This window comes from Dulcicalothrix desertica PCC 7102 (genome assembly GCF_003991905.1).
Lineage (GTDB): Bacteria > Cyanobacteriota > Cyanobacteriia > Cyanobacteriales > Nostocaceae > Dulcicalothrix > Dulcicalothrix desertica.
Map to the genome: position 1 here is coordinate 265,139 of NZ_RSCL01000008.1, position 21,379 is coordinate 286,517.

Annotated in this window: 18 protein-coding genes; 13 read left to right on the top strand and 5 right to left on the bottom strand. The window is 38.7% G+C overall.

What is annotated here, in order from left to right; genetic code table 11:
- Positions 1-165: 165 nt before the first annotated feature.
- Both DSM106972_RS18680 and DSM106972_RS18685 read left to right on the top strand, forming a co-directional pair.
- Positions 166-2,190, top strand: coding sequence for a di-heme oxidoredictase family protein (locus DSM106972_RS18680; RefSeq protein WP_127082110.1), 2,025 nt, complete (start codon positions 166-168; stop codon positions 2,188-2,190).
- Positions 2,191-2,238: 48 nt separating this feature from the next.
- A complete protein-coding gene (locus DSM106972_RS18685; protein ID WP_127082111.1) occupies positions 2,239-3,180 on the top strand; it encodes a YihY/virulence factor BrkB family protein in 942 nt (313 codons plus the stop codon).
- A 5-nt stretch (positions 3,181-3,185) separates the two neighbouring features.
- Here the strand turns inward: DSM106972_RS18685 and DSM106972_RS18690 are convergent, their stop codons facing one another.
- The gene (locus DSM106972_RS18690) at positions 3,186-3,647 is read right to left on the bottom strand and encodes a DUF8738 domain-containing protein (RefSeq protein ID WP_127082112.1); all 462 of its coding nucleotides are present in this window, start codon (positions 3,645-3,647) and stop codon (positions 3,186-3,188) included.
- Positions 3,648-4,021: 374 nt separating this feature from the next.
- On the opposite strand from DSM106972_RS18690, the gene DSM106972_RS18695 reads away from it, so the two are divergent.
- From DSM106972_RS18695 to pstS, 5 genes are all read left to right on the top strand, one after another.
- A complete protein-coding gene (locus DSM106972_RS18695; protein WP_127082113.1) occupies positions 4,022-4,486 on the top strand; it encodes a Na/Pi symporter in 465 nt (154 codons plus the stop codon).
- Between the two features lie 272 nt (positions 4,487-4,758).
- Entirely contained in the window at positions 4,759-5,112 is a 354-nt protein-coding gene (locus DSM106972_RS18700; RefSeq protein ID WP_127082114.1) for a phage holin family protein, read from the top strand.
- Positions 5,113-5,227: 115 nt separating this feature from the next.
- On the top strand, positions 5,228-6,076 hold the full coding sequence (locus DSM106972_RS18705) for a DUF2382 domain-containing protein (RefSeq protein ID WP_127082115.1): 849 nt from the start codon (positions 5,228-5,230) through the stop codon (positions 6,074-6,076).
- 155 nt (positions 6,077-6,231) lie between these two features.
- Entirely contained in the window at positions 6,232-7,476 is a 1,245-nt protein-coding gene (locus DSM106972_RS18710) for a PQQ-dependent sugar dehydrogenase (RefSeq protein ID WP_127082116.1), read from the top strand.
- 121 nt (positions 7,477-7,597) lie between these two features.
- Positions 7,598-8,698 (top strand): phosphate ABC transporter substrate-binding protein PstS, encoded by a 1,101-nt coding sequence (gene pstS / locus DSM106972_RS18715; protein ID WP_127082117.1) that lies wholly within the window; start codon positions 7,598-7,600, stop codon positions 8,696-8,698.
- A gap of 378 nt (positions 8,699-9,076) precedes the next feature.
- Here the strand turns inward: pstS and DSM106972_RS18720 are convergent, their stop codons facing one another.
- Both DSM106972_RS18720 and DSM106972_RS18725 read right to left on the bottom strand, forming a co-directional pair.
- Positions 9,077-12,265 (bottom strand): efflux RND transporter permease subunit, encoded by a 3,189-nt coding sequence (locus DSM106972_RS18720; RefSeq protein ID WP_127082118.1) that lies wholly within the window; start codon positions 12,263-12,265, stop codon positions 9,077-9,079.
- Between the two features lie 7 nt (positions 12,266-12,272).
- Complete coding sequence (locus DSM106972_RS18725) at positions 12,273-13,883, bottom strand: efflux RND transporter periplasmic adaptor subunit (protein ID WP_186538862.1); 1,611 nt, start codon at positions 13,881-13,883, stop codon at positions 12,273-12,275.
- A 449-nt stretch (positions 13,884-14,332) separates the two neighbouring features.
- Between DSM106972_RS18725 and DSM106972_RS18730 the strand changes: the two genes are divergently transcribed.
- The 5 genes from DSM106972_RS18730 to mgtE all read left to right on the top strand — a co-directional run bounded on the left by DSM106972_RS18730 (position 14,333) and on the right by mgtE (position 19,933).
- Positions 14,333-15,691, top strand: coding sequence for an APC family permease (locus tag DSM106972_RS18730; RefSeq protein ID WP_411675316.1), 1,359 nt, complete (start codon positions 14,333-14,335; stop codon positions 15,689-15,691).
- An 18-nt stretch (positions 15,692-15,709) separates the two neighbouring features.
- Positions 15,710-16,327 (top strand): SAM-dependent methyltransferase, encoded by a 618-nt coding sequence (locus DSM106972_RS18735; RefSeq protein ID WP_127082119.1) that lies wholly within the window; start codon positions 15,710-15,712, stop codon positions 16,325-16,327.
- A 20-nt stretch (positions 16,328-16,347) separates the two neighbouring features.
- Complete coding sequence (locus DSM106972_RS18740; protein ID WP_127082120.1) at positions 16,348-17,262, top strand: YegS/Rv2252/BmrU family lipid kinase; 915 nt, start codon at positions 16,348-16,350, stop codon at positions 17,260-17,262.
- Between the two features lie 2 nt (positions 17,263-17,264).
- Positions 17,265-18,302 carry an AI-2E family transporter gene (locus DSM106972_RS18745; RefSeq protein WP_127082121.1) on the top strand — a complete coding sequence of 346 codons (1,038 nt, stop codon included), beginning with the start codon at positions 17,265-17,267 and terminating at the stop codon, positions 18,300-18,302.
- A 236-nt stretch (positions 18,303-18,538) separates the two neighbouring features.
- On the top strand, positions 18,539-19,933 hold the full coding sequence (mgtE, locus tag DSM106972_RS18750) for a magnesium transporter (protein WP_127082122.1): 1,395 nt from the start codon (positions 18,539-18,541) through the stop codon (positions 19,931-19,933).
- Positions 19,934-20,061: 128 nt separating this feature from the next.
- Here mgtE and DSM106972_RS18755 read toward each other — a convergent pair whose 3' ends face one another.
- Positions 20,062-20,736 carry a general stress protein gene (locus tag DSM106972_RS18755; RefSeq protein WP_127082123.1) on the bottom strand — a complete coding sequence of 225 codons (675 nt, stop codon included), beginning with the start codon at positions 20,734-20,736 and terminating at the stop codon, positions 20,062-20,064.
- Between the two features lie 52 nt (positions 20,737-20,788).
- Complete coding sequence (locus DSM106972_RS18760) at positions 20,789-21,136, bottom strand: pentapeptide repeat-containing protein (RefSeq protein WP_201800748.1); 348 nt, start codon at positions 21,134-21,136, stop codon at positions 20,789-20,791.
- 2 nt (positions 21,137-21,138) lie between these two features.
- On the opposite strand from DSM106972_RS18760, the gene DSM106972_RS53555 reads away from it, so the two are divergent.
- Positions 21,139-21,379: hypothetical protein (locus DSM106972_RS53555; protein WP_233787898.1), on the top strand; the 241-nt coding region annotated here is incomplete at its 3' end.

Sequence of the window (21,379 nt, forward strand, 5' to 3'; positions counted from 1 at the left end):
ATTATTTCTTCAGCCAGATGCCAGTAACAATAAGTTAGTTATATCAGCCATAATCACTTTTTAATCACATTTAAGCCATATAACTCTTAGCAGAAATGATTTGCTTTGGCAAAAATGATGTTTGTGATTTTGAATAAGTAAAAGAAAACGAATAGTGAGGAAACTATGCGATTACGCGCGATTCTCATCCTCATCTCCGTGCTAGTCTTTGTTGGCTTTTTAGGTTTTCAGCTAGAACTGACTTTACCAGGAAGACCACCAAACGTTAACACCACTTACACACCTTTTACACAATCTCCACCACGAGAAGTTGGCTCTTATGATGTGTTAGGATATTCAGTCTCTAAGCAAGATGCTGGCAAACTACTGCAAACCCCAGCTGGACAGGAAGCACTTTCCCCTAATAACGGCGCCGTTAAAGTTACGGAAGAATTGATAGATTTAGGGCGTGATGCTTTTTACCAAGAATCATTCGGTAACGAGGTTCTATTTACAGATGTCGTAGGTATTCTCGATGGTCCTATCAATTTAGGCAGTATCGCTTCATCTGTTTTAGCTTTGAAAGGACAGGGAACTACCAACTTGCAAGTGCCTATAGACGAAGATATTACTGTAGGAAATCGCACTTTCAAAGCGGGTACAGTATTAAATACTGGTTTAGATGTACCTAAAGGTTCTTTATTTCCCTTGGGTTTAATCACCCATGTCGAAAAAGGTACTATTAAAGCTGGAATTACCTGTGCTTTGTGTCATGCAACGGTGAGTGAAAAAACAGGACGCATTCTTGAAGGCGCCATTAATACAGACATTAATTTAGGTCCGTTAATTGCGATGGCAAGTAATTCTGCGGCACTCTTCCGCCAGACAGATGTCAAACCAAATCAAATTCCACCGGGTGAGCATACTTTTATTAACAATAAAGGGGAAACTGCGAAACTTCCCGACACAAAGACAATGGAAAATGAAGTAGATGCTGCTATTCTTTCATGGCCACCTGGTAACTTTGTATCGAATGGTGATTTGAAAAATAACTCAGCACAAATACCCACTTCCTACACCCACGAAACATTTCCCTATGCTTGGAGCGGTGTTGCTTCGATTGGTTGGTTCCACGGTTTGACTACATTAAATAATGCTGTGTTTGGATTAAATGCTGACCCCACAACTACAGCAGACGAGAGTGAGGAAATTTTGGGAATTGATAAGGAAGTTTATTTGGGGGCAATGCTACAAAATGCATCTAGTCCAAAATTTAGACTTCCAGAGGGCGCCAAACCATCAGAATTTTTCGATGAAGTAGACCCCACACCAGGAAACCCTGGTATCAATAGCGTCATTAAGATGCCAGAATATCCAAAAGGTAGTTTATTCATGCAAAATGGCTTAATGGCGAATACTCCTGGTTTACCTGTGGCAGCACAACTTAATGGTATGTCAGCTTTCCAAAATACCTTGGCGCCACCTCCTCATCAAGTTGCCGATATTGATACCTTAAAGCGAGGTGCAGCTATTTTCCAAAAAGCAAACTGTGCTGAGTGCCATAGTGGACGTTACTTTACAAACCACAAAATAATTCCAGTCAAAGAAGTTGCAACTCAACCAAAACGGGCGCCTGCCTCACAAAAATTTGCTCTTGAGTTTGCACCTCCTGATACTTATCCGCCAAATACACCTGTACCTTTACCTCCTAACCCACCCGTGCTATCCGTACCTACAGACATCACACCAAAAGAAGATATTGAACTAGCTTATGCTCTGAGTGACCCAGATGGTGGTTACAAGGTACAAAATTTGATAGGGCTGTATCTTAGCGCACCTTACCTCCATGATGGTGGTGTTGCAGCTAGTGGTGAGTCAATCAAGCCAGATGAAAATGGACGCTTTATAGTTGCCAAACCAGAAGAATTAGGGATGGCTGGTACTTTAATGCGTGGTATTATACCTGATGCAAAAGCTAGTTTACGAGTATTAGTTGACCGGGATTTACGCGCGGTTGCAGTAACAGCTAACCAAGCTAATCCTGACTTACAGCGTTCAAATGTAGACGGTAGTGGTCATGAATACTGGGTTGATCAAAAAGCAGGTTATAGCGCTCAAGAACAAAATGATTTAATCAAATTCTTGTTGTCAATTGATGATGACCCGGTTGTTTTACCTGAGACATCATTTCAACAAGTCGCATCTTTTTAAGAGTGTAGGGTGGGCACTGCCCACCATACGTATATGTACAAAAATTATATGCGGAATATCAAGGCACGTTTAAGAAATATTTGGGGACTATTGAGAGATACTATTTCCGAATGGCAATTTAATGAAGTTTCTCTTTTAGCGGCTTCGCTTGCTTACTATACAGTATTTTCTCTGGCGCCATTACTGATTATAGTAATGATGATTGTTGGAGCTATTTTTGGAGAAGAAGCTGCAAAAGAGCAAATTGTCGCTCGGATGACAGAATTGGTTGGAGTACAAGCAGCAGAGGTAATTGCTACTGCTATTACTAATATGAGGGCTGATGCGACTGGGGGACCTTTCAGCTTAATTTTCAGTCTTGGGTTTTTACTATTTGGCGCCTCTGGTATTTTTGCTCAGATTCAAGACGCATTGGATAGAATTTGGGAAGTAGAACCAGCCCCTAAACAACAAATATTTCACTTTTTACGTAAACGTTTGTTATCGTTCGCCATGATATTAGTAATTGCATTTTTATTACTAGTATCTTTTGTTACTAATACTCTTTTAGCTGCTTTAGTTGATGTTTTAAACACTATAGTACCTGGCGCCGGTTATTGGTGGCAGATTCTGAGCTTATTGCTTACTTTTGGAGTGACAACATTTATATTTGGCGCCATATTCACTATTTTACCCGATGCTGAGATTTCATGGCGTGATACAGTTGTGGGAGCAGTAATAACAGCAATTTTATTTTTAATCGGTCAATCTTTGTTTGGACTGTTTCTTAGGCAAACCAACTTTGGCTCTGCTTACGGTGTAGCAGGTTCTTTTGTTATTCTAATTACCTGGGTTTATTATGCTGCTCAAATTCTTCTTTTAGGGGCGGTGTTTACTAAAGTTTTTGCTCAAAGGCGCGGTTCTCCAATTGTTCCATCAGAGTATGCTGTTCCTCGAAATAAGAACAAAAGGAGAACTTCTCGTTCATCGAAAAGGAATCAAAGCAAATAGATAAATTAAGATTTTGATGCAGGGTCAAGCTTAACCAAACTACCAGAATTATTAGTGCGGTAAACCCAAGTTTGTGATTTTGTATTACTAACTTTTACTTCCCATCCAGGAACTACAACTTGAGTACAAAGACTTCCAGGGTCTGCTAAACCTAAACATCCATCTTTCCAAGTACGTGATTCAGAAGCAATAATTTTTAACTTATCATTAGATTGTCCCGTGCGTTTAGAAGCATCCTTCAAAATAGCATTACTCACAGCTTCTGGTAAATCACTATTTTCATTTTGGGAAGCATTATTAACTTGCTCCAATGAAGGAGACTCTTGTATTCCTGACTGCGCTCCAATTTGAGGTGTATTAGAGGCGTTTGCACAAGCAGTTAATAAGCTACAGACAACAATGAAAGCAGTTAGCTTAGTTAAGCTTAAATAAGCGAGTTTTCTGCTGAAACGTTTGAAAAACATCATAAATCACCATGCTTTATTAAATTAACCCGTTGGTTGGCTTTGCGTGAACCAAACTTATTAACGGATGGGAATGTTGGGTTGTGCCTCCGGCATACTACGTAAACGCAAAGCCTCCACCCAACCTACATAATTATAGCAAAGCTTACTTGTATATAAGAATTTTCTAAACAAATGTGACTAAAAAGTGATTGCTTTAATTTTATTTTTTTGATAAAAGTATTACCATTGGTAGATTTATTAAATATTAAATAAGACAAGTTTCCTAAACAAAAAATAAAGCTTTATATAATTTTATTTTAATAATAAATTAACCTTCAATATCAGATTTTTTAGTAATTTGAAAGTAACAAGTTTTGAAATTGAGATTTTAGGTTATGAGCCGTTTTATACATGCCTTACCTAAAGGTGCGTTTTGGAGTTTTTTCGGTCTTATAATAGCGTTGTTACTATTCTTCACTAGCCTAGATTTATTAGGTGAAGCATTTGAATTAATGGGAGAAGATGCAGCACAAACGCTGTTAGGAACTACGGCGAATCCCATCACTGGTTTTCTAGTAGGAATTTTAGCTACAACTCTGGTTCAGAGTTCATCAACAACAACTTCTTTGACTGTTGCTTTGGTTGCATCTGGAACCCTAACAGCAGCAGCAGCAATTCCAATAATGTTAGGCGCCAATATCGGTACTAGTGTAACTAATACTATTGTTGCTCTAGGTCATTTTAAACACAAAGATGAATTCAAGCGAGCGTTCACAGGCTCTATGGTATTAGACTATTTTAATATCATAGCGGCTCTGATTTTTCTGCCTTTGGAACTATTCACTCGCAGCCTTTCTTAGTCAGCTACACAGTTGACAAATTTACTCACAGGTGTAGAGGTGCGGATGGTCAAAATCAAGCTGTGCCAAATAACTCTAACATTAAATAGCTTGGGTTAACAAAATTATAGCACACGCCAATTTCTATAGAAGCACGATTGAATTGCTATAAAGCCTGAAGTCACGTCAAATCGTGTTTCTATATCTCTATCACTTTTGACTCACATTTATTTCTAATACTAAAAAATAACTTGCCAACTTTGTATATCAGGCAATCTCAAAGAGGTACTATTATGGTTGGAATTATCATTACCTGGTTAGTTACTGCTGTCAGTTTTTTAATTATATCCAGATTACCCTTCTTAGGAATTGATGTTGATGGTTTTGGGAAAGCCGCTCTTTCAGCAGCAGTTTTTGGTATCCTGAATGCAATTTTACTACCGATTTTAACCTTTTTTGCGTTTCCCTTTATTATTCTAACTTTAGGCTTATTTTTCTTTATTCTAAATGCAATCACTTTTGGATTAGCTGCTATAATAGTTCCTGGGTTTAGTTTACGTTATGGATTTTGGAGCGCATTACTGGGTTCTATTTCTTTGGCAATTATTAATTCAATCCTCTTAAGATTAGTTGCACCTCTTACTTAAGATATATTTGCAAACAGTGAATAAACTTGTCTGAATAGAATTTTAAATTGTTATCACTTTCTGCTCACATTCATTTTTCACAATCAAAGTAGCGAATTGAATAGGAGAGTACAAAATGGCACTTGTAAAGATTACAGATTACTACGTAGATTCTATAGACAGTCGCTCTGATGTTGATGATATTGATAATTTCGACGTATATACTCTTAGACACGAAAAAGTTGGAACGGTACACAATATATTAGTGGATGAAACCAGTGGTTGTTTCCGCTATATAGTGGTAGACACAGGTTTTTGGATTTTTGGTAAAAAAGTTTTACTACCTGTTGGTCGTGCAGACATTCATTACACCGATAAAATAGTTTATGCCAAAGGTCTAACTAAAGAACAAGTGGAAGAGTTGCCAAATTATGATGAATTAGAAGAAATTGGTTATGACTACGAGGAGCAAGTACGTGGTGTTTATCGTGGTTCTGTTGCCTCTTCTGGTTTAACTCAACCTGCTGATGCGGACCGTGGTACCTACAACTATGAGCAAGACTCTTCTTTATACGACATCTCAGAAACTAATAGCCAAACTGATGGTCAAAGTTTGAAGTTGTATGAAGAAAGATTGATTGCTAACAAGCAACGCCAAAAGGCTGGGGAAGTTTCAATAGGTAAGCACGTTGAGACTGAAACTGCTCGCGTTGCTGTTCCCGTTGAAAAAGAAAGAGTAGTTATTGAGCGTACTTCTCCCACAAGCACAAAACCTGCTTCGGCGCCGACAAATGCTTTTCGTTCAGGTGAAGTTGCTCGTATGGACATTTACGAAGAAAAGGCAGATATTCATAAAGAAGCTATTGTCAAGGAAGAAATACGAGTCAAGAAAGTTGTTGACACTGAAACTGTCGAAGCCCAAGAAAAAATACGTCGCGAAGAATTAGATATCGATACTCAAGGGCGCCCAATTGTGAATAAATAATTCAAATGATTCACATTTATAGCCCATTCGCAGAGAGTAAGGTGGCTTAAGCCACCCTACAAAACAATTATGTATAAAATTTATCGTTTATATCATTTTTATCTCCCCTTCCACGCAGGGAATTAAATTATATACAAATTAATTAATATTTCAACATGAAACGTTTTATATTCAATACAACTAAGATTTTTTTTGGTCTAAGTTTAATTGGACTTATATCTTGTAATGGTACACCTGCTGAACAAACAGGCACCAATAATACTCAAGTAACTCCCGAAGCCGTACCTATCAATACAACAGCAGCAACATCTCAAGCACAAGCTTGCACTTTAGTCGAAAATGGCTTTGGTTCAGCAGGACAAGTTAAAGTACAAGCACAAGAAGTTGTTAGAGATTTAGACGTTCCTTGGGGAATTGCGTTTCTACCAAATAACGAAATGTTAGTAACTGAGCGACCAGGTAGAGTGCGACTGGTACGAAACGGACAATTACAACAAAAGCCAGTGGCTACTTTGAAAACAATAGATTCTGGAGAAGGTGGTTTACAAGGAATTGCAGCACACCCAGATTTTGCAAATAACAGGTCTTTCTATCTTTACTACACTATTAGTAAAAACGGGACTCCAGTAAATAGAGTAGAACGTTGGCGCCTATCACCTGATGGTCAAAGTGCATCATCAGACCGAATTATTATCGATGATATTCCAGCAGCAGTTTTCCATAACGGGGGTCGTATTCGCTTTGGACCCGATAGAATGCTTTATATTGGTACTGGTGATGCGAGAGAACCAGAAACTTCTCAAAATCAAAATAGCCTAGCTGGTAAAATTTTACGTCTAACACCAGATGGGCAAGTACCGCAAGATAATCCATTCCCAGGTAATCCAGTTTTCATTACTGGGATTCGTAATACTCAAGGATTCGATTGGTTAAATCAATCAACGCTTTTGGTTACTGACCACGGTCCAAGTGGAGAATTAGGCAGAACTGGCGAAGATAAAGTTTCTGTGGCACAAGCTGGTGATAATTTAGGCTGGCCTAATATACAAAACTGTGAAACGCAAGAAGGGATAGTAACTCCATCTATAGTTTGGCAAGATGCTCTTCCCCCAGGTGGCGCCGCAATTTACACAGGTAATGCAATTCCCGAATGGAAAGGTAGCTTAATTATTGGCACTCTTGGTTCTAGCCATTTGCAAAGAGTTGTTTTTGATTCAGCAAATCCTAGACAAGTGAGAACCCATGAAGTTTATTTTCAACCGAATTCACCAAATAGTCTAGGGCGTTTAAGGGAAGTAATTATGGCGCCTGATGGTGAATTATACGTGACTACAAGTAATTGTGATGGTCGTGGTAACTGTCCTCAAGGAGGGGATAAAATTCTTCGCATCACTCGTTAAATATTCAATACAGGCATTGCTTTTTACCTAACGCTTCAGTGTAAAAGTGAACAAATTTCCGATTTAGCAGCAAAAAGTGAAAGATGAAAAACAAACCTAGTGAAACATTTGGTACATTATTATGCTTAATTTCCGTAAGCCGACTCGATTAATTGCTGCATTTTCGGGAATTCTATTTGCTACAGGCTTATCAGCTTGCCAACCGCAGAATACAACTGTTCCTCCTCAAGCCGGGAATACAAATCAACCATCTGCCGGCAACCAAGTAAATATTATTGGTGCTGGGGCATCTTTCCCAGCACCTTTATATTTAACTTGGTTTAACGCTTACAATCAACAAAACCAAAATGTTAAAATTAGTTACCAATCGATAGGTAGTGGCGCCGGCATTAATCAGTACATTGCAGGAACTATAGACTTTGGAGCGACTGATGCACCATTAACGGACGAAGAACGTCAACAATTTCAAGCTAAATATAATACTGAACCAATTCAAGTGCCATTAACGGGTGGCGCCATTGTTTTCGCTTACAACTTGGGAGGAGATGTTAAGAATTTAAGGCTCTCACGCGAGGCTTACTGTGGAATTTTTCAAGGAGATATTACAACCTGGAATGACCCACGCATTACTCAACAGAATCCGAATGTTAATCTGCCCAATACTCCTATATCTTTTGTTCACCGCTCTGATGGAAGTGGTACTACTTTTTTGTTTACTAATCATATTGCGGCAGCATGTCCAAATTGGAAAGCGGGTGTTGGAAAATCAATTAGCTTTCCTGTCGGTATTGGTGCTAAAGGAAATGAAGGCGTAACTGCTCAGATTCAACAAACCCAAGGAGCAATCGGCTACGTTGAGTATGTTTATGCGAGACAAAATAACTTGAATATGGCGACTCTGCAAAATAGAGCAGGTCAATTTGTAGAGCCTTCACCAGAAAGTGCCGCTAGAGTATTGGAGGGACAAACAATTCCTCAAAACTTTGCATTAGAAATTCCAGACCCTGCTGGACAGGACGCTTATCCAATTGTTGGTCTAACGTGGTTATTACTATACAATCAATACGATAATCCTGCCAAGGCTACTGCACTCAAAAATTTTATTAACTGGGCATTAACTGAAGGTGAAGAATACGCTGTCAAGCTTGGATACATACCTGTGTCTGAAGAAATTGCTCAGAGAGTACAAACAACAATCAATGAACAAATTGCGGTACGCTAATTAAAGCAGGTTGCGTATTTATATAATACATCTTGTAGAGACGTTACATTTAACGTCTCTACAAGGGTTTCGGCATTATTTATGTACCTCACGTACCTGAAATTAGCTGTATTTCTATTTCTATGATTGAAAATAAATGTGAATCAAATATGACTTTAGAAAAACCCCTGAACCCATCTTAATAAGGGGTTTGGGGGAATTTTAATTCACACATCTGGGGAGCATCCCAATTTGGAGGAATCATGTCATGCTGAGGAACGAAGCATCTTAAAGAACTCGAATATAACGAACATTCTTCGCTGCGCTCAGAATGACAATTTATTTTTTGGTAAAATTGGGATGCTCCCCACATCTGAGACTTTGTACTATAAAAATTCGCTAATATGAAGTTTTTGGTGTAATTAGCAGATACAAACAAGGTACTACCAACAAAGCACTTAAAGTACCAGTCAGCAAACCGAAAATAATTGCACAAGACAGAGGCATCCAAGTTGGGTCACTTAGAGCCAGAGGTATCAAACCAATAATTGTTGTTACAGATGTTGTAATTACTGGTCTGAGTCTGTCTGCTACTCCTCTAGCTGCGGCTTGTTTTTTGCTGATTCCTTGCTGTTGATAGCTATTCATCGTATCAACCATGACAATCGCATCATTGACGACAATCCCTACTAAAGCAATAATGCCAATAAAAGCTACGAAAGAAAAACGAATACCTGCAAGAAAAAACCCACCCATTGTCCCAATCATGGCTAAGGGAATAGCCAACATAATAATAAACGGTTGGCGAAATGACCCAAGTTGCAGTACTAATACCGCAAATACTAAGAAAACGGCAATGCCAAGCGCAGAAGTTGCTGAACCAAAGGTTTCTGCTTGGTCTTCTGTTTCACCACCAAAGCTATAATTATAACCTTGTCCCCAAGATTTTTTTAGTTCTTCTAATTTTGGTTGTACAGAAGCTAAAATTTCGCCTACTGTACGACCTTCATTTTTGGCTAAAATTGTTACTGTACGTTGTCCATTTCTACGGGTAACAGAAATCGGCGCCTCATTTTGGATTGCTTGGATAACGGTGCCTGCGCTCACTACTTCTTGGTCAGGATTATTTGTAAAAAACCGCACTGCTAATAATTCATCTCTACGAGTGGGACCACCAACATTACCATTACGAGACGGCCAAGCTGTACTTAAACGGATTTCAATATCTTCTTGATTGCCACCAATGGGAAAATCTCCAACATCAATAGCTCTAGTATAATAACTCGCTTGTGTTGCTAATTCTTCTTCAGAAATATCATAAAAGCTTAATTCTTCTCGTCTAGGTATTAAACGTAAGTCTGGCACTAAAGCACCCAGGTTATCACGGACATCAAGAGTTCCTGGAATTTGTCGCAATAAATCTTGCACCTCTTGAGAAATTTGCCGTAGTTGATTTATCTCAGTGCCAGATATTACAATTTGAATTGGTTCTTGGGCGCCTCCAGATTGTTGTCCAGTTACTACTAATGATGCTCCAGGATAGTTGTTTAGTGCTGTATCTAACTCCTTTCGTAAATCAATAAGGTATTCAAAAGAAAGTCGGTCACGTTCGTCTTCAGGAATAAATACGCCAGAAAAACCAACTAAATAACTACCTTCATTTGGTTGTAACTCTCCAGAGCTAACTAAAGTACTACGTTGACCAACGTATTTAATAACACTCTCTAAATAATTCTTTTGACGTAATATTTCCCCTAAATCATCAGCAACTTTTTGAGAAACATTTAGAGTTGTAGTTGGCGGCAATTCAACATTAACACTAAAATTACGCTCATCAGATTGTGGGAAAAATTCAACTTGGATTTGTGTCAAAGCAAATATAGCACAAATAAATAATGATAAAGCCCCTGCCGTCCAAGCAATTGCAGTAGCTTTATTCTTCACCGTATGGTTTAAACTCCATCTGGCAAAGTTATGGGATGCTCTTTCTGTAAGTCGGTCGATAAAAGATTTTTTCTCTACTCCCTTAACATTGGCTAGTAAATAACGAGATAAAGGTATATCGATTAAAAGAGCGATACCAAAACTTAATACTAAGCAAATAATAGTTGTGAATGGTAATAAGCGAATAAATTTACCTAATGTACCGCTAATCGCTAGCAAAGGTACAAGCGCCAAAATAGTTGTTAATTGACCAGAAAAAGCAGGTAAAGCATAAGTTTTTACTGTTTGTAAGGCTGCTTGATTAAAACTTAAACCTTTAACAAAAATTGCTTCATGCATACCTTCCATCATTAAAATAAATACATCTACCAAAATTCCCAAAGCTAACACCATACCAATTAATACCATGATGTTAAGCGTTTGACCTGTTAACCAAAGAACCGCTAAAGTTCCCAGAAAAGTTAATGGTATTGAAAGTCCAGCAATTAAAGCTTCACGCCAAGATAGAGCAATAAATAGCACAACAAACACTGCCAACATTGCTTGCCATACATTATTAAATACATTATTTAACTGTTCCCAAATTACTTCAGATTCATCAGCAGTAACAATATATTCCATCCCATAAGGCCAATCATCTGGATTTTGTTTAATTTGTTCCATTGCTGCGATAACATTATCAATCACCCCTATCGAATCTTGACCTGGCACTTTGGTAACACTTACACTCACAACAGGTTGATATGACTTACCTTGTGTACTAATAAAAGCACGAGCTTCTTCCCTTTCTAATTCTCGGTTAACAGTAGCAACTTCATTTAAACGTACAACTCGACCCTCCAAACGAGTAATTGGTAATTCCCGCAAGTCTTCTACAGTGCGAAATCTACCGTAAAAGCGCACTTGAGAGCCAATAGTATCACTTTCTATATCCGCTAAAGGAGTATCTTGGTTAGCAGCACGAATTCGATTCGCAATAGTTGCTGGTGAAATACCTAACTCCGCCAAACGAAAGGGATTCATTTGTACTTGAATTACCTCTTCTCTGGCGCCACCAAGAGTGACTTCGCTAACACCAGTTACTTGTTCCAAACGGTCTTGAATTCTTTGTGCAGCACTACTAATTACCGTCGAATCAAGATTACCAAACAAAGCGATAGTCAGAATTGGAGCATCATCAACAGATATTTGCCTAACTACAGGTTGCTCCACATCTGCTGGTAACTCAGCTTGAGCTTGGGACACAGCATCACGTAAGTCTGTAATTGAACTCTGTACATCCGCATCTGAAGCAAACTCAACGTTAATTACCGAAAATCCAGTATAAGAAGCACTTCTAACTTGCCTGACATTTTCCACAGAGTTTATTTCTGTTTCAATTTTCGCAGTTACTTGCTGCTCTATGGTTTGAGGGTCAGCACCAGGCCAGGTAGTGGTGACAGTCGCAACAGCAATATCAATATCTGGGTTGGATTGTTTTACTAAAGAAAAATAACCTAACACTCCGCCAACAATCAATAGTAAGCTTAAAAGAATACCAAAAATAGGATTTAAAAAAAGAAAATTAGCCAGTGCCGAAGTTTTTTTATCCTGAGAAGCTTTAGGGTGCTGATTTGCATTCTCTAAATTAACATCTGTTTTCATTTTCCTACTACTCGCTCACAACTCTTACTGCTGCTCCATTCACAAGCCGATTTTGTCCTTCTGTAACAATTAAATCTCCAGGTTGAACACCACTGATAACTTCTTGCTCGCTTATTCCTGTGATTCCCAATTCCACCCGTCGCTGTTCTACAACACCCTTATTCTGATTCACAACAAATATATATGGTTGTTGGTCACGTCGAACGATGGCATTTAAAGGAACAACTACCGCATTTTGTTTTTCTGCAACAGCAATCCAAGTAGTCACTTGTTCCCCATGTCGCAGGTTACTAGCAGCTTGTGGCTCTAGACGAATTCTAGCTTCAGTTGCCCTTCCCCCAGGACTAATAGCAGGGTTGACGGCAAAAACTTTACCTCTTGCTCTGGCGCCTGCTATTAAACTTTGATTATTAGTATTTGAGTTTGCGGCGCCTGCAGTAACATTTGTACCAGTACTAACCAGTGCAGTTTGACCCGGACGAACATCTTCTCCACTAGAACCAGCAATATCAACAATAATTTCAAACTGACTAGGGTCAATAATCACCATTGGTACTCTCTCTAAAATTCCCTGATAACTACCTCCTAATTGCGAAGTAACCAATTGCGGTGAAAAGTATTCCCCTTGCCGGATATTAAGGTTAGTAATTATACCGTTAAAAGGCGCATAAATACTTGCTCTTTCTAAAGCGACTTGTGTCTGACTTAATCGTGCTTGGGCAGTAGTAACACCAGATTGACTTGCAGCTAGCTGTTGATTTGCAGTTTGTACCTGCGCGCGTGCAGCTTGTACTTGAGCTTCAGCGGCTGCAACTTCAGCCTGTACAGCTTGAACATTTGCATCAGCATCCTCAACAGCATTTCTACGAGTATCCAACTCACTAGCAGAAACTGCTCCCTCATTAAATAATTGTTGGTAACGTTGCAACTGCGTTTGAGCAAGATTACGATTTGTCCTTGCTTTGGCTAGTTGTGCTTGTACCTGTCGCACTTGAGACTGAGCTTGTGCCACCTGCGCTTGGGCAGTGGATACTTGAGAAGCGGTTGCGGCTCTTTGCTTTTGTGCCTCTGCAATGGCAGCTTGTGCCTGTTGAATATCTGCCTGTAGCTCTCTGTCATCAACTCGTGCTAGTAATTCTCCTTTACTAACTGCATCACCCGAACGCAAACTCCTTCCACCACGATTTGCAAGATAAGTAATATCTCCCTCAACTTGAAAAGAAAGATGTTGATACTTAACTGCTCGAACAACACCCTGAGTTGAAACCCAAGCTTGTAATGGCTGTTGTTGAGCTACTGTTGTTCGTACTGATAAAGGAGCAATTTCTGTGGTTGCAGTTGGTTCCCTAGAGTTTTCTCGCAAACGTAGAAATGTAACAAAACCAATTGTGAGTACTATTCCAATTACAGGAAATAACCACCAATATTTTTTGATAAAACTAGTTAATTTATTCTTATTTTTAGAAGGTTGTTTATTTTCTACCTCTAACGTGTCATTAATTTTCTGATTTTCTAAATTATTTTCAACTACAACAGATGTTTTACTAGAAAAGCTATTTTGGTTACTATTCGTATCTATTGAAGTTGGTGTGCGATGATTTGATTCATGAGAAGACATGATAAAAATTTAAACCTAAGAGTTTAACAATTCAATAATCCAAATTATTTAATTTGGTTTTTATGATGCCCTGCATCTTGAAATTCTTAAAATCCAATAACTTGAAAACTTTGTTTAACGTAGGGTGGGCAGTGCCCACCTTACTTCTTTAGAAATATTATCTATAAATACAGGTTAAATAAACTCATCAAAATTAACATCTGTAACAGGTTATATTTATTTGAAAATAACAGCAATAATCTCTACCTATAGAGAGAGGATATTTTTAAAAATCAAATCAAATGATGTTCAAGATGTATGCTAAATTAATATCGTAAAAATAAAATAGATTTGTTCTGTAGAGGTCACTTTTTCGTCACATTTTGTATGAATAATTAGAAACAAGCAAAAGTTAAAAGGTGATTACCAATGAATAAACGAACATTACTGTCAGGAAAACAGGAGTTAATGTGAGCAGACGACACTATAGCAGTGTAGAAGAAAGCGCAGCAATTGTACCAATTGCCCAACAAAGACCATCACTAGCGCTTTTTGATGCGGTGGCAATAATTGTTGGTATTGTGATTGGTGCTGGAATTTTTCAAACTCCGGCTTTTGTGGCAGCGAACGCAGGTAGTGATATAGCTGTATTACTATTGTGGTTGTTGGGTGGTGCAGTTTCTTTTGTTGGCGCCCTGTGTTATGCAGAACTAGCAACAACTTATCCAGATGTGGGCGGAACATATTATTATTTAAAGCGCGCTTTTGGGCGCCCAACTGCTTTTCTATTTGCCTGGGCAAGGATGACAGTGATTCAAACTGGTTCTATTGTATTGCTGGCATTTGTTTTTGGAGACTATTTCTCTGGGTTATTGCCGCTCGCCGGCACCTATTCATCTTCTATATACGCTGCTCTAGTTATTATTTTGATGACCGGTTTGAACATTCTTGGTTTATGTCCTGGTAAATGGACGCAAAACTGGCTCACCGCAGCAAAAGTACTGGGTTTACTCCTAGTAGTTATGATTGGAGTTTTCTCAAACGCTTCTCCTCCCGCTCCCTCAACTTCCTCAACTTCCACTAACTGGGGATTAGCAATGGTATTTGTCTTACTTTCTTTTGGTGGATGGAATGAAGCAGCTTATATATCAGCAGAAATAAAAAATAGAAAACGTAATATAGTACGTTCTCTACTGTGGAGTATTGGGATTATCACTACTATTTACTTACTTATAAATCTTGCATATTTACGAGGTTTAGGATTAACAGCAATGGCAAAGTCCGAAGCTGTAGGCGCCGCTTTAATGGATAGAGTAGCAGGCACACCAGGAGCAATATTCCTTAGTATCTTGGTAACAATTTGTACATTAGGCGCCATCAACGCCACAATATTAACAGGTGCCCGTTCTAACTTTGCTTTAGGACAAGATTTCTCCTTGTTTCGTTTTATGGGACGTTGGCAACAAGGAAAAGAAACTCCCATTCAAGCCTTATTACTACAAGGAATAGCTTCTCTAGCACTAGTGTTTTTAGGCACTATCACTCGCAATGGATTTGAAACGATGGTGGATTATACGGCGCCTGTGTTTTGGTTCTTTTTCTTACTCTCTGCTATCTCATTATTTGTATTGCGGAGAAAAGACTCTGACATCGTTCGACCTTTCCAAGTGCCATTATATCCTTGGACACCACTACTATTTTGCCTTGTTTGCGGATATTTGCTGTACTCCAGCTTGACATATACCGGAATAGGCGCCATTACAGGAGTTTTGGTTGTATTAGCAGGCATTCCATTATTGCTATGGAACCAATACCGACACCATTATTAAATAACAGGTAATTAAATCATGAAACTACAACGAATTTTACTTCTACTTGGAACGACCATTAGTATTGCGAGCATTGGTATAAGCGGATGCACAACAAATACACGTGATTTTGAAGCTGATGCCCAAACACCAGCTACAACAACTACAGCGCAACGCCGACCAGATGTACCTTACGTACCCACCCCGCAACCAGTAGTGGATGCGATGTTACAACTAGCACGAGTGAATAGCAATGATGTAATTTATGACTTAGGAAGTGGTGATGGAAGAATTCCAATTACCGCAGCACAGAGATTCGGAGCGCGTGGTGTTGGTATAGACATTAATCCAGAACGTGTCCAAGATGCAAATGCCAATCTGCAAAAATCTGGAGTTGGGAACCGCGTTGAATTTCGGCAACAAGACTTATTTCAAACCGACTTAAGTAATGCTTCAGTAGTGACACTTTATTTGCTACCTGATATTAATTTAAAACTCAGACCAAAGCTACTACAAGAACTTAGACCAGGTACACGTATAGTATCTCACTCTTTTGATATGGGTGACTGGAAACCACAACAAGTGCAACAAGTAAATGGAAGCACCATTTATTTATGGGTTGTGCCAGAAAACGTTCCTCAGAATTTAAGACAGTAAGATAACAGTAAGATATTATTATGACTACAACCGCATCTCTAATTTTCAATCCAAACGCAGGACAGAATGACCCGGTTGAAGATTTAGTGACAATCCGAGAAGTTTTCGAGTCAAAGATTAATCTAAACATTCATCCAAGTCATAAGGGAGTGAGTACTGCTGAATTAACGCACCAAGCTATAAAGCAAGGTACGGATATGATATTAATTGCTGGAGGTGACGGTACAGTTTCATCGGCAGCAGAAGCATTAATTGGAACAGACATCCCTATAGGCATTATACCGAGAGGAACTGTCAACGCATTTGCTAAAGCTTTGAATATTTCTACTAATATCAAAGCTGCTTGTGAAGCTATTTTGTTAGGAAGACCCCACCGTGTGGATGCTGCAACTTGTAACGGGAAACCAATGATAGTACTCGCAGGTATTGGTTTAGAACCAGAAACAATTGCACACAGCAGTCGTAGGATTAAAAAGCAGTTTGGAATGCTATCGTTTGTCTTGGCAGGTATAAAAGAACTTGGAGAGTTAAAAACTTTTGAAGCTTCGATTGAAACAGAAAATGAAACAATGAACTTGCAAGCAGTCGCTGTAACAATTGCCAATACAGCGGCGCCGACTTCTTTACTTGCACATGGCCCAGCACATGTAATTCCCGACGATGGACTACTTGATGTGACAATTTTTGCTCCTAGCAACCGTAAAAATGCTTTCTTCGGCGCCTATCATCTTTTGAGGTCGGGCTTTACAAATGATGCAACTCATCGAGATGACATACAGTATTTCAAAGCAAAGAATGTAAAAGTAGAAACGAAACCTTTACAAAAAGTTTCCTTAGATGGCGACCCTATAGAAGCAAATTCTGTTGAAATAAACTGCATTCCACATAGTCTTAATGTTTTATTACCAGCGCTGGATAATTTCACATTTAACTAAATATGAATGAACCAAATATTAGAAGAATTTGGGATAATCTTAATAACACCAAACTAATCCGGTATTTACTACTTTTTGCGCTGGGTTGGGCAATTATTCAAGTATTAGCTTACTTTGACACGGTACTTATTGTCTTTATATTTGCAGGAGTCTTAGCATTTTTACTAAGTTATCCAGTGAAGTGGGTTGAGCGTTTTTTACCTCATGGTGTGGCAGTAACAATTGTCTTTCTACTCAGTCTGCTACTTGTAGGAGGATTAATAGCCACACTTGGTTTTACAATATTCTCTCAAGCACAGCAATTATTTAATCAAGCTCCTCAATTCATCGAGTCAGCAATTTCTTTAATAGAACGATTACAAAATCTTTTAATCGGTTTAAACTTTCAAGTAGATTTTCAAGGTATTGAGGAGCAAATTAGGAATCAGGCACTAGTGTTTTTAGGTAATGGTTTCACCACAATTCAAGCTCTCTTTTCCAATTTTATTGATTTAATTTTAATTCTTGTTGTAGCATTCTTTATGCTTTTGGATGGTAAACGAGCATGGAATTTTATCTTAAAAATATTGCCAGAAAATTTTCGTAATAAATTTAATCACGCGATTAAGAAAAACTTTTTAGGTTTCTTTTGGGGTAGATTAATATTATCTCTATTCTTTGGAGTTTCTGTATTTATTGTATTTACTATTTTACAATTACCTTATGCTTTAGTTTTAGCTGCAATTGCAGGTGTATTTGATTTAATACCTGGAATTGGCGCCACTATCGGCATAGGTCTTGTTTGCTTGATTATTTTACCTCAAGGAATTTGGCAAGCTGTAAAAGTACTAGTTGGCTGTGTTTTACTACAACAGGTAGAAGAAAACTTACTAATGCCAAGAATTATGCAAGGTTCAATTAACATGAATCCAGTTTTTATGTTTTTTGCATTATTAGTAGGCGCCCAAGTTGCAGGTTTAGTAGGTGTATTTTTATCAATTCCTATTGCAGGAGTACTAATTAACTTGTTTGAAATTGAAGAAATGCAAGGAAAACATTAACCCTACACCCCAAAATATGTCTAATATCATATAATTTACCAATACTTTTGAATGTAGACCACTTTATTGTTGCCCCACAGATTTTCTCAGTTTCCTAAAATCATCATCTCTGCCAAAAAGCATACTCCTTAAGTTAGAAAACAGAAGCAAGCTTTGGTCACTTTTTAATCATATTTTTCTTTTATTATCTTATATGTATATAAACCAAATATCCGCGTGAATTTAGGGAGATTGCCGTGACTCAAAATTTTTCCGCTTCACGCTTGCAAAATACTCCCCGACAAGAAATACGGGAGCTAGTTCGAGCGCAATTAGAAACATTACTTAGAAGGCAGAATTATGAAGGCGCCAAAGCTTTATTAGTTCCTGTGCAGTCTGTAGATATTGCCGAAGCGATTGAAGATTTGCCTGAAGCTATGCAGGCTATTGCTTTTCGCTTGCTTTCAAAGGAAGAAGCTATTGAAGTTTACGAATACCTTCCTCCTAACCTTCAGCAAGCAATACTAGCTGATTTTCATCGGCAGGATGTGTTAGATATCGTTGAAAACATGTCACCCGATGACCGCGCGCGACTGTTTGATGAATTACCAGCCAAGGTAGTCCGGAGACTTTTGCGAGAGCTTAGTTCTACAGAACGTGATGCAACAAACCTGCTTTTGGGTTATAAACCTGATACTGCAGGACGCATCATGACTCCAGAGTACATATCGCTTAAAGAAAATTTTACAGCAACCCAGGCTTTAGAGCGAATTCGCCACAATGCTAGTGGTAGTGAAACAATTTATTATCTTTACATTACCGATGATGCTCGTCGTTTAACGGGTGTTTTATCATTACGAGAACTAGTATTGGCGCCTCTAGAAGAAACAATCGACAATATCATGACCCGTGATTTTGTGTTTGTTCATACTGATACTGACCAAGAAGAAGTAGCCCATACTATTAAGCGCTATGACTTATTAGCATTACCTGTAGTAGATTCCGAACAGAGATTAGTAGGAATTATTACCGTAGATGATGCGATTGATGTTATTGAACGAGAAGCCACTGAGGATATTTATACATTAGGTGGCTTAGAATCTGGGGACGATGATTATTTTCAAACTAATTTATTTACTGTTGCTCGTAGGCGGGTAGTATGGTTGCTTGTGCTTTTGTTGACAAATACCGCGACTAGTGCAGTAATTCGTAGTCAGGAAGATGTTTTAGAGCAAGTAGTCGCTTTGACCGCCTTTATTCCTTTATTGATTGATACAGGTGGAAATGTAGGAGCGCAATCTTCTACTGTAGTCATTAGAGGTTTGAACACTAAAGAAGTTGAAGTAAGTAAAGCGACGAATATAATGCGACGTGAGCTAATTGCTGGAGCTATGCTAGGAGCTATGCTAGGTTTGGTCGTGACTATATGGGCTTATTTTATTCAAGGAAATCTTGCTGTAGCAATGGCTGTAGGTATTAGTTTATGTGCTATATCGTTAATAGCTTCATTGGCAGGTTCGGCTTTGCCATTTTTATTTCGCTCTTTAGGATTAGACCCAGCATTAATGTCTGCTCCATTTATTACGACTGCAGTTGATGTACTAGGCGTCTTAATTTATTTAAATGTTGCTCGATGGATTTTAAGATTATAATATTTAGTTTAGTTTAATCCCCCCAACCCCCCTTAATAAGGGGGGCTTATAAATCCTGCTTTTTATTCTTGATTAGAGGGCAAAAACCCTCTTATTCCCCCCTTAATAAGGGGGGCTAGGGGGGATTTTCAACCTATAAAACCACTCACATTTCCTTTTCGTTCGTCAATAATTTCCACTACTGCATCATTATTAACAGCAGTCTTATCTACATATGTTTGAGTGTTTCGATTCATATGTGTAGAACCGATACCAGTATCACGGCGCCCATTAGATATGTCGTATACGTTCCAACCACGAATTCCACTACTTTGCAAAATTGAACTAGCACGGTCTATTTCATTTTTAGAACCTTCTAGCATTACCAAGTAATCACCACGAGATACTTGTTCAGAGTAAAGTTGAGCATCTTCTTCTGGAATGCCGGCGCCTGTTAAAGCCCCAACTAAAGCACCACCAGCAGCACCAATACCAGCACCAGCGAGAGTTGTAGCAATTGTACCTGCTGCCAGAAATGGTCCAACACCAGGAATAAGTAGAGCTTCTAACCCTACAAGTAAACCACCGATACCACCTAAAACGGTACCTGTCACCGCGCCAATACCAGCACCTTCTTGGGCTTCATTGTCACCACGGTCTGTCATTGAGGCGTCACTAATACTTTCGCTACGGTTAGAATCTTTAGTTAGTACAGAAACTCTATCCATTGCGAAACCCGAATTTCTAAGCTGAACTAGAGCTTTTTCAGCTTCTCGTCTGCTCGAAAATGTTCCAATTGCTCGAAAATTTGATTGCATTGCCATGTTTCCCCCTTAAATACATTAGGTTATTGAAATAGCGGTTTATTTTTTCAAATTATCGCCGTCTCACAGTTCCATCAGGCATAATCGTATCTTCAAAATCTGCTCCTTGTAAATTTGCTCCACTAATATTGGCGCCAGTCAAATTTGTATCTTCCAAATCTGCTCTTTGCATATTAGCTTGCTGTAGATTAGCTGACTGTAGATTTGCCTTTTCTAAATTGGCATTAATCAAATTAGCTCTTTGCAAATTAGCTCCCTGTAAATTGGCTTTTTCCAAATCTGCCTGCTGAAGGTTTGCTTGGCTTAAATTAGCACCTTGTAAATTGGCATCTTCTAAATCAGCATTTTGCAAATTTGCTCCCGCTAAGTTACATCTGGGACATTGTTTAGTTTGTAACAACTGTGAAACTTGATTTGATACCCCTTGGTTTGGTGCCTGTGCAACAGAAGGATTTACTGGTTGAACTGGTTGTTGAACAACAGGAGGATTTACAGATTGAGGTGCTTGTTGAACGACAGGAGCAGCAGCTTGTGGTTGCTCTTCTATTGCTTGGGGAGGTTGCGCCTAGGGTGTTGACTTTGAGGGTTTTTGGGCAATTTTTACTCACGCATAATGCGTGTTTCATAACAAAGCGCTCTAAAA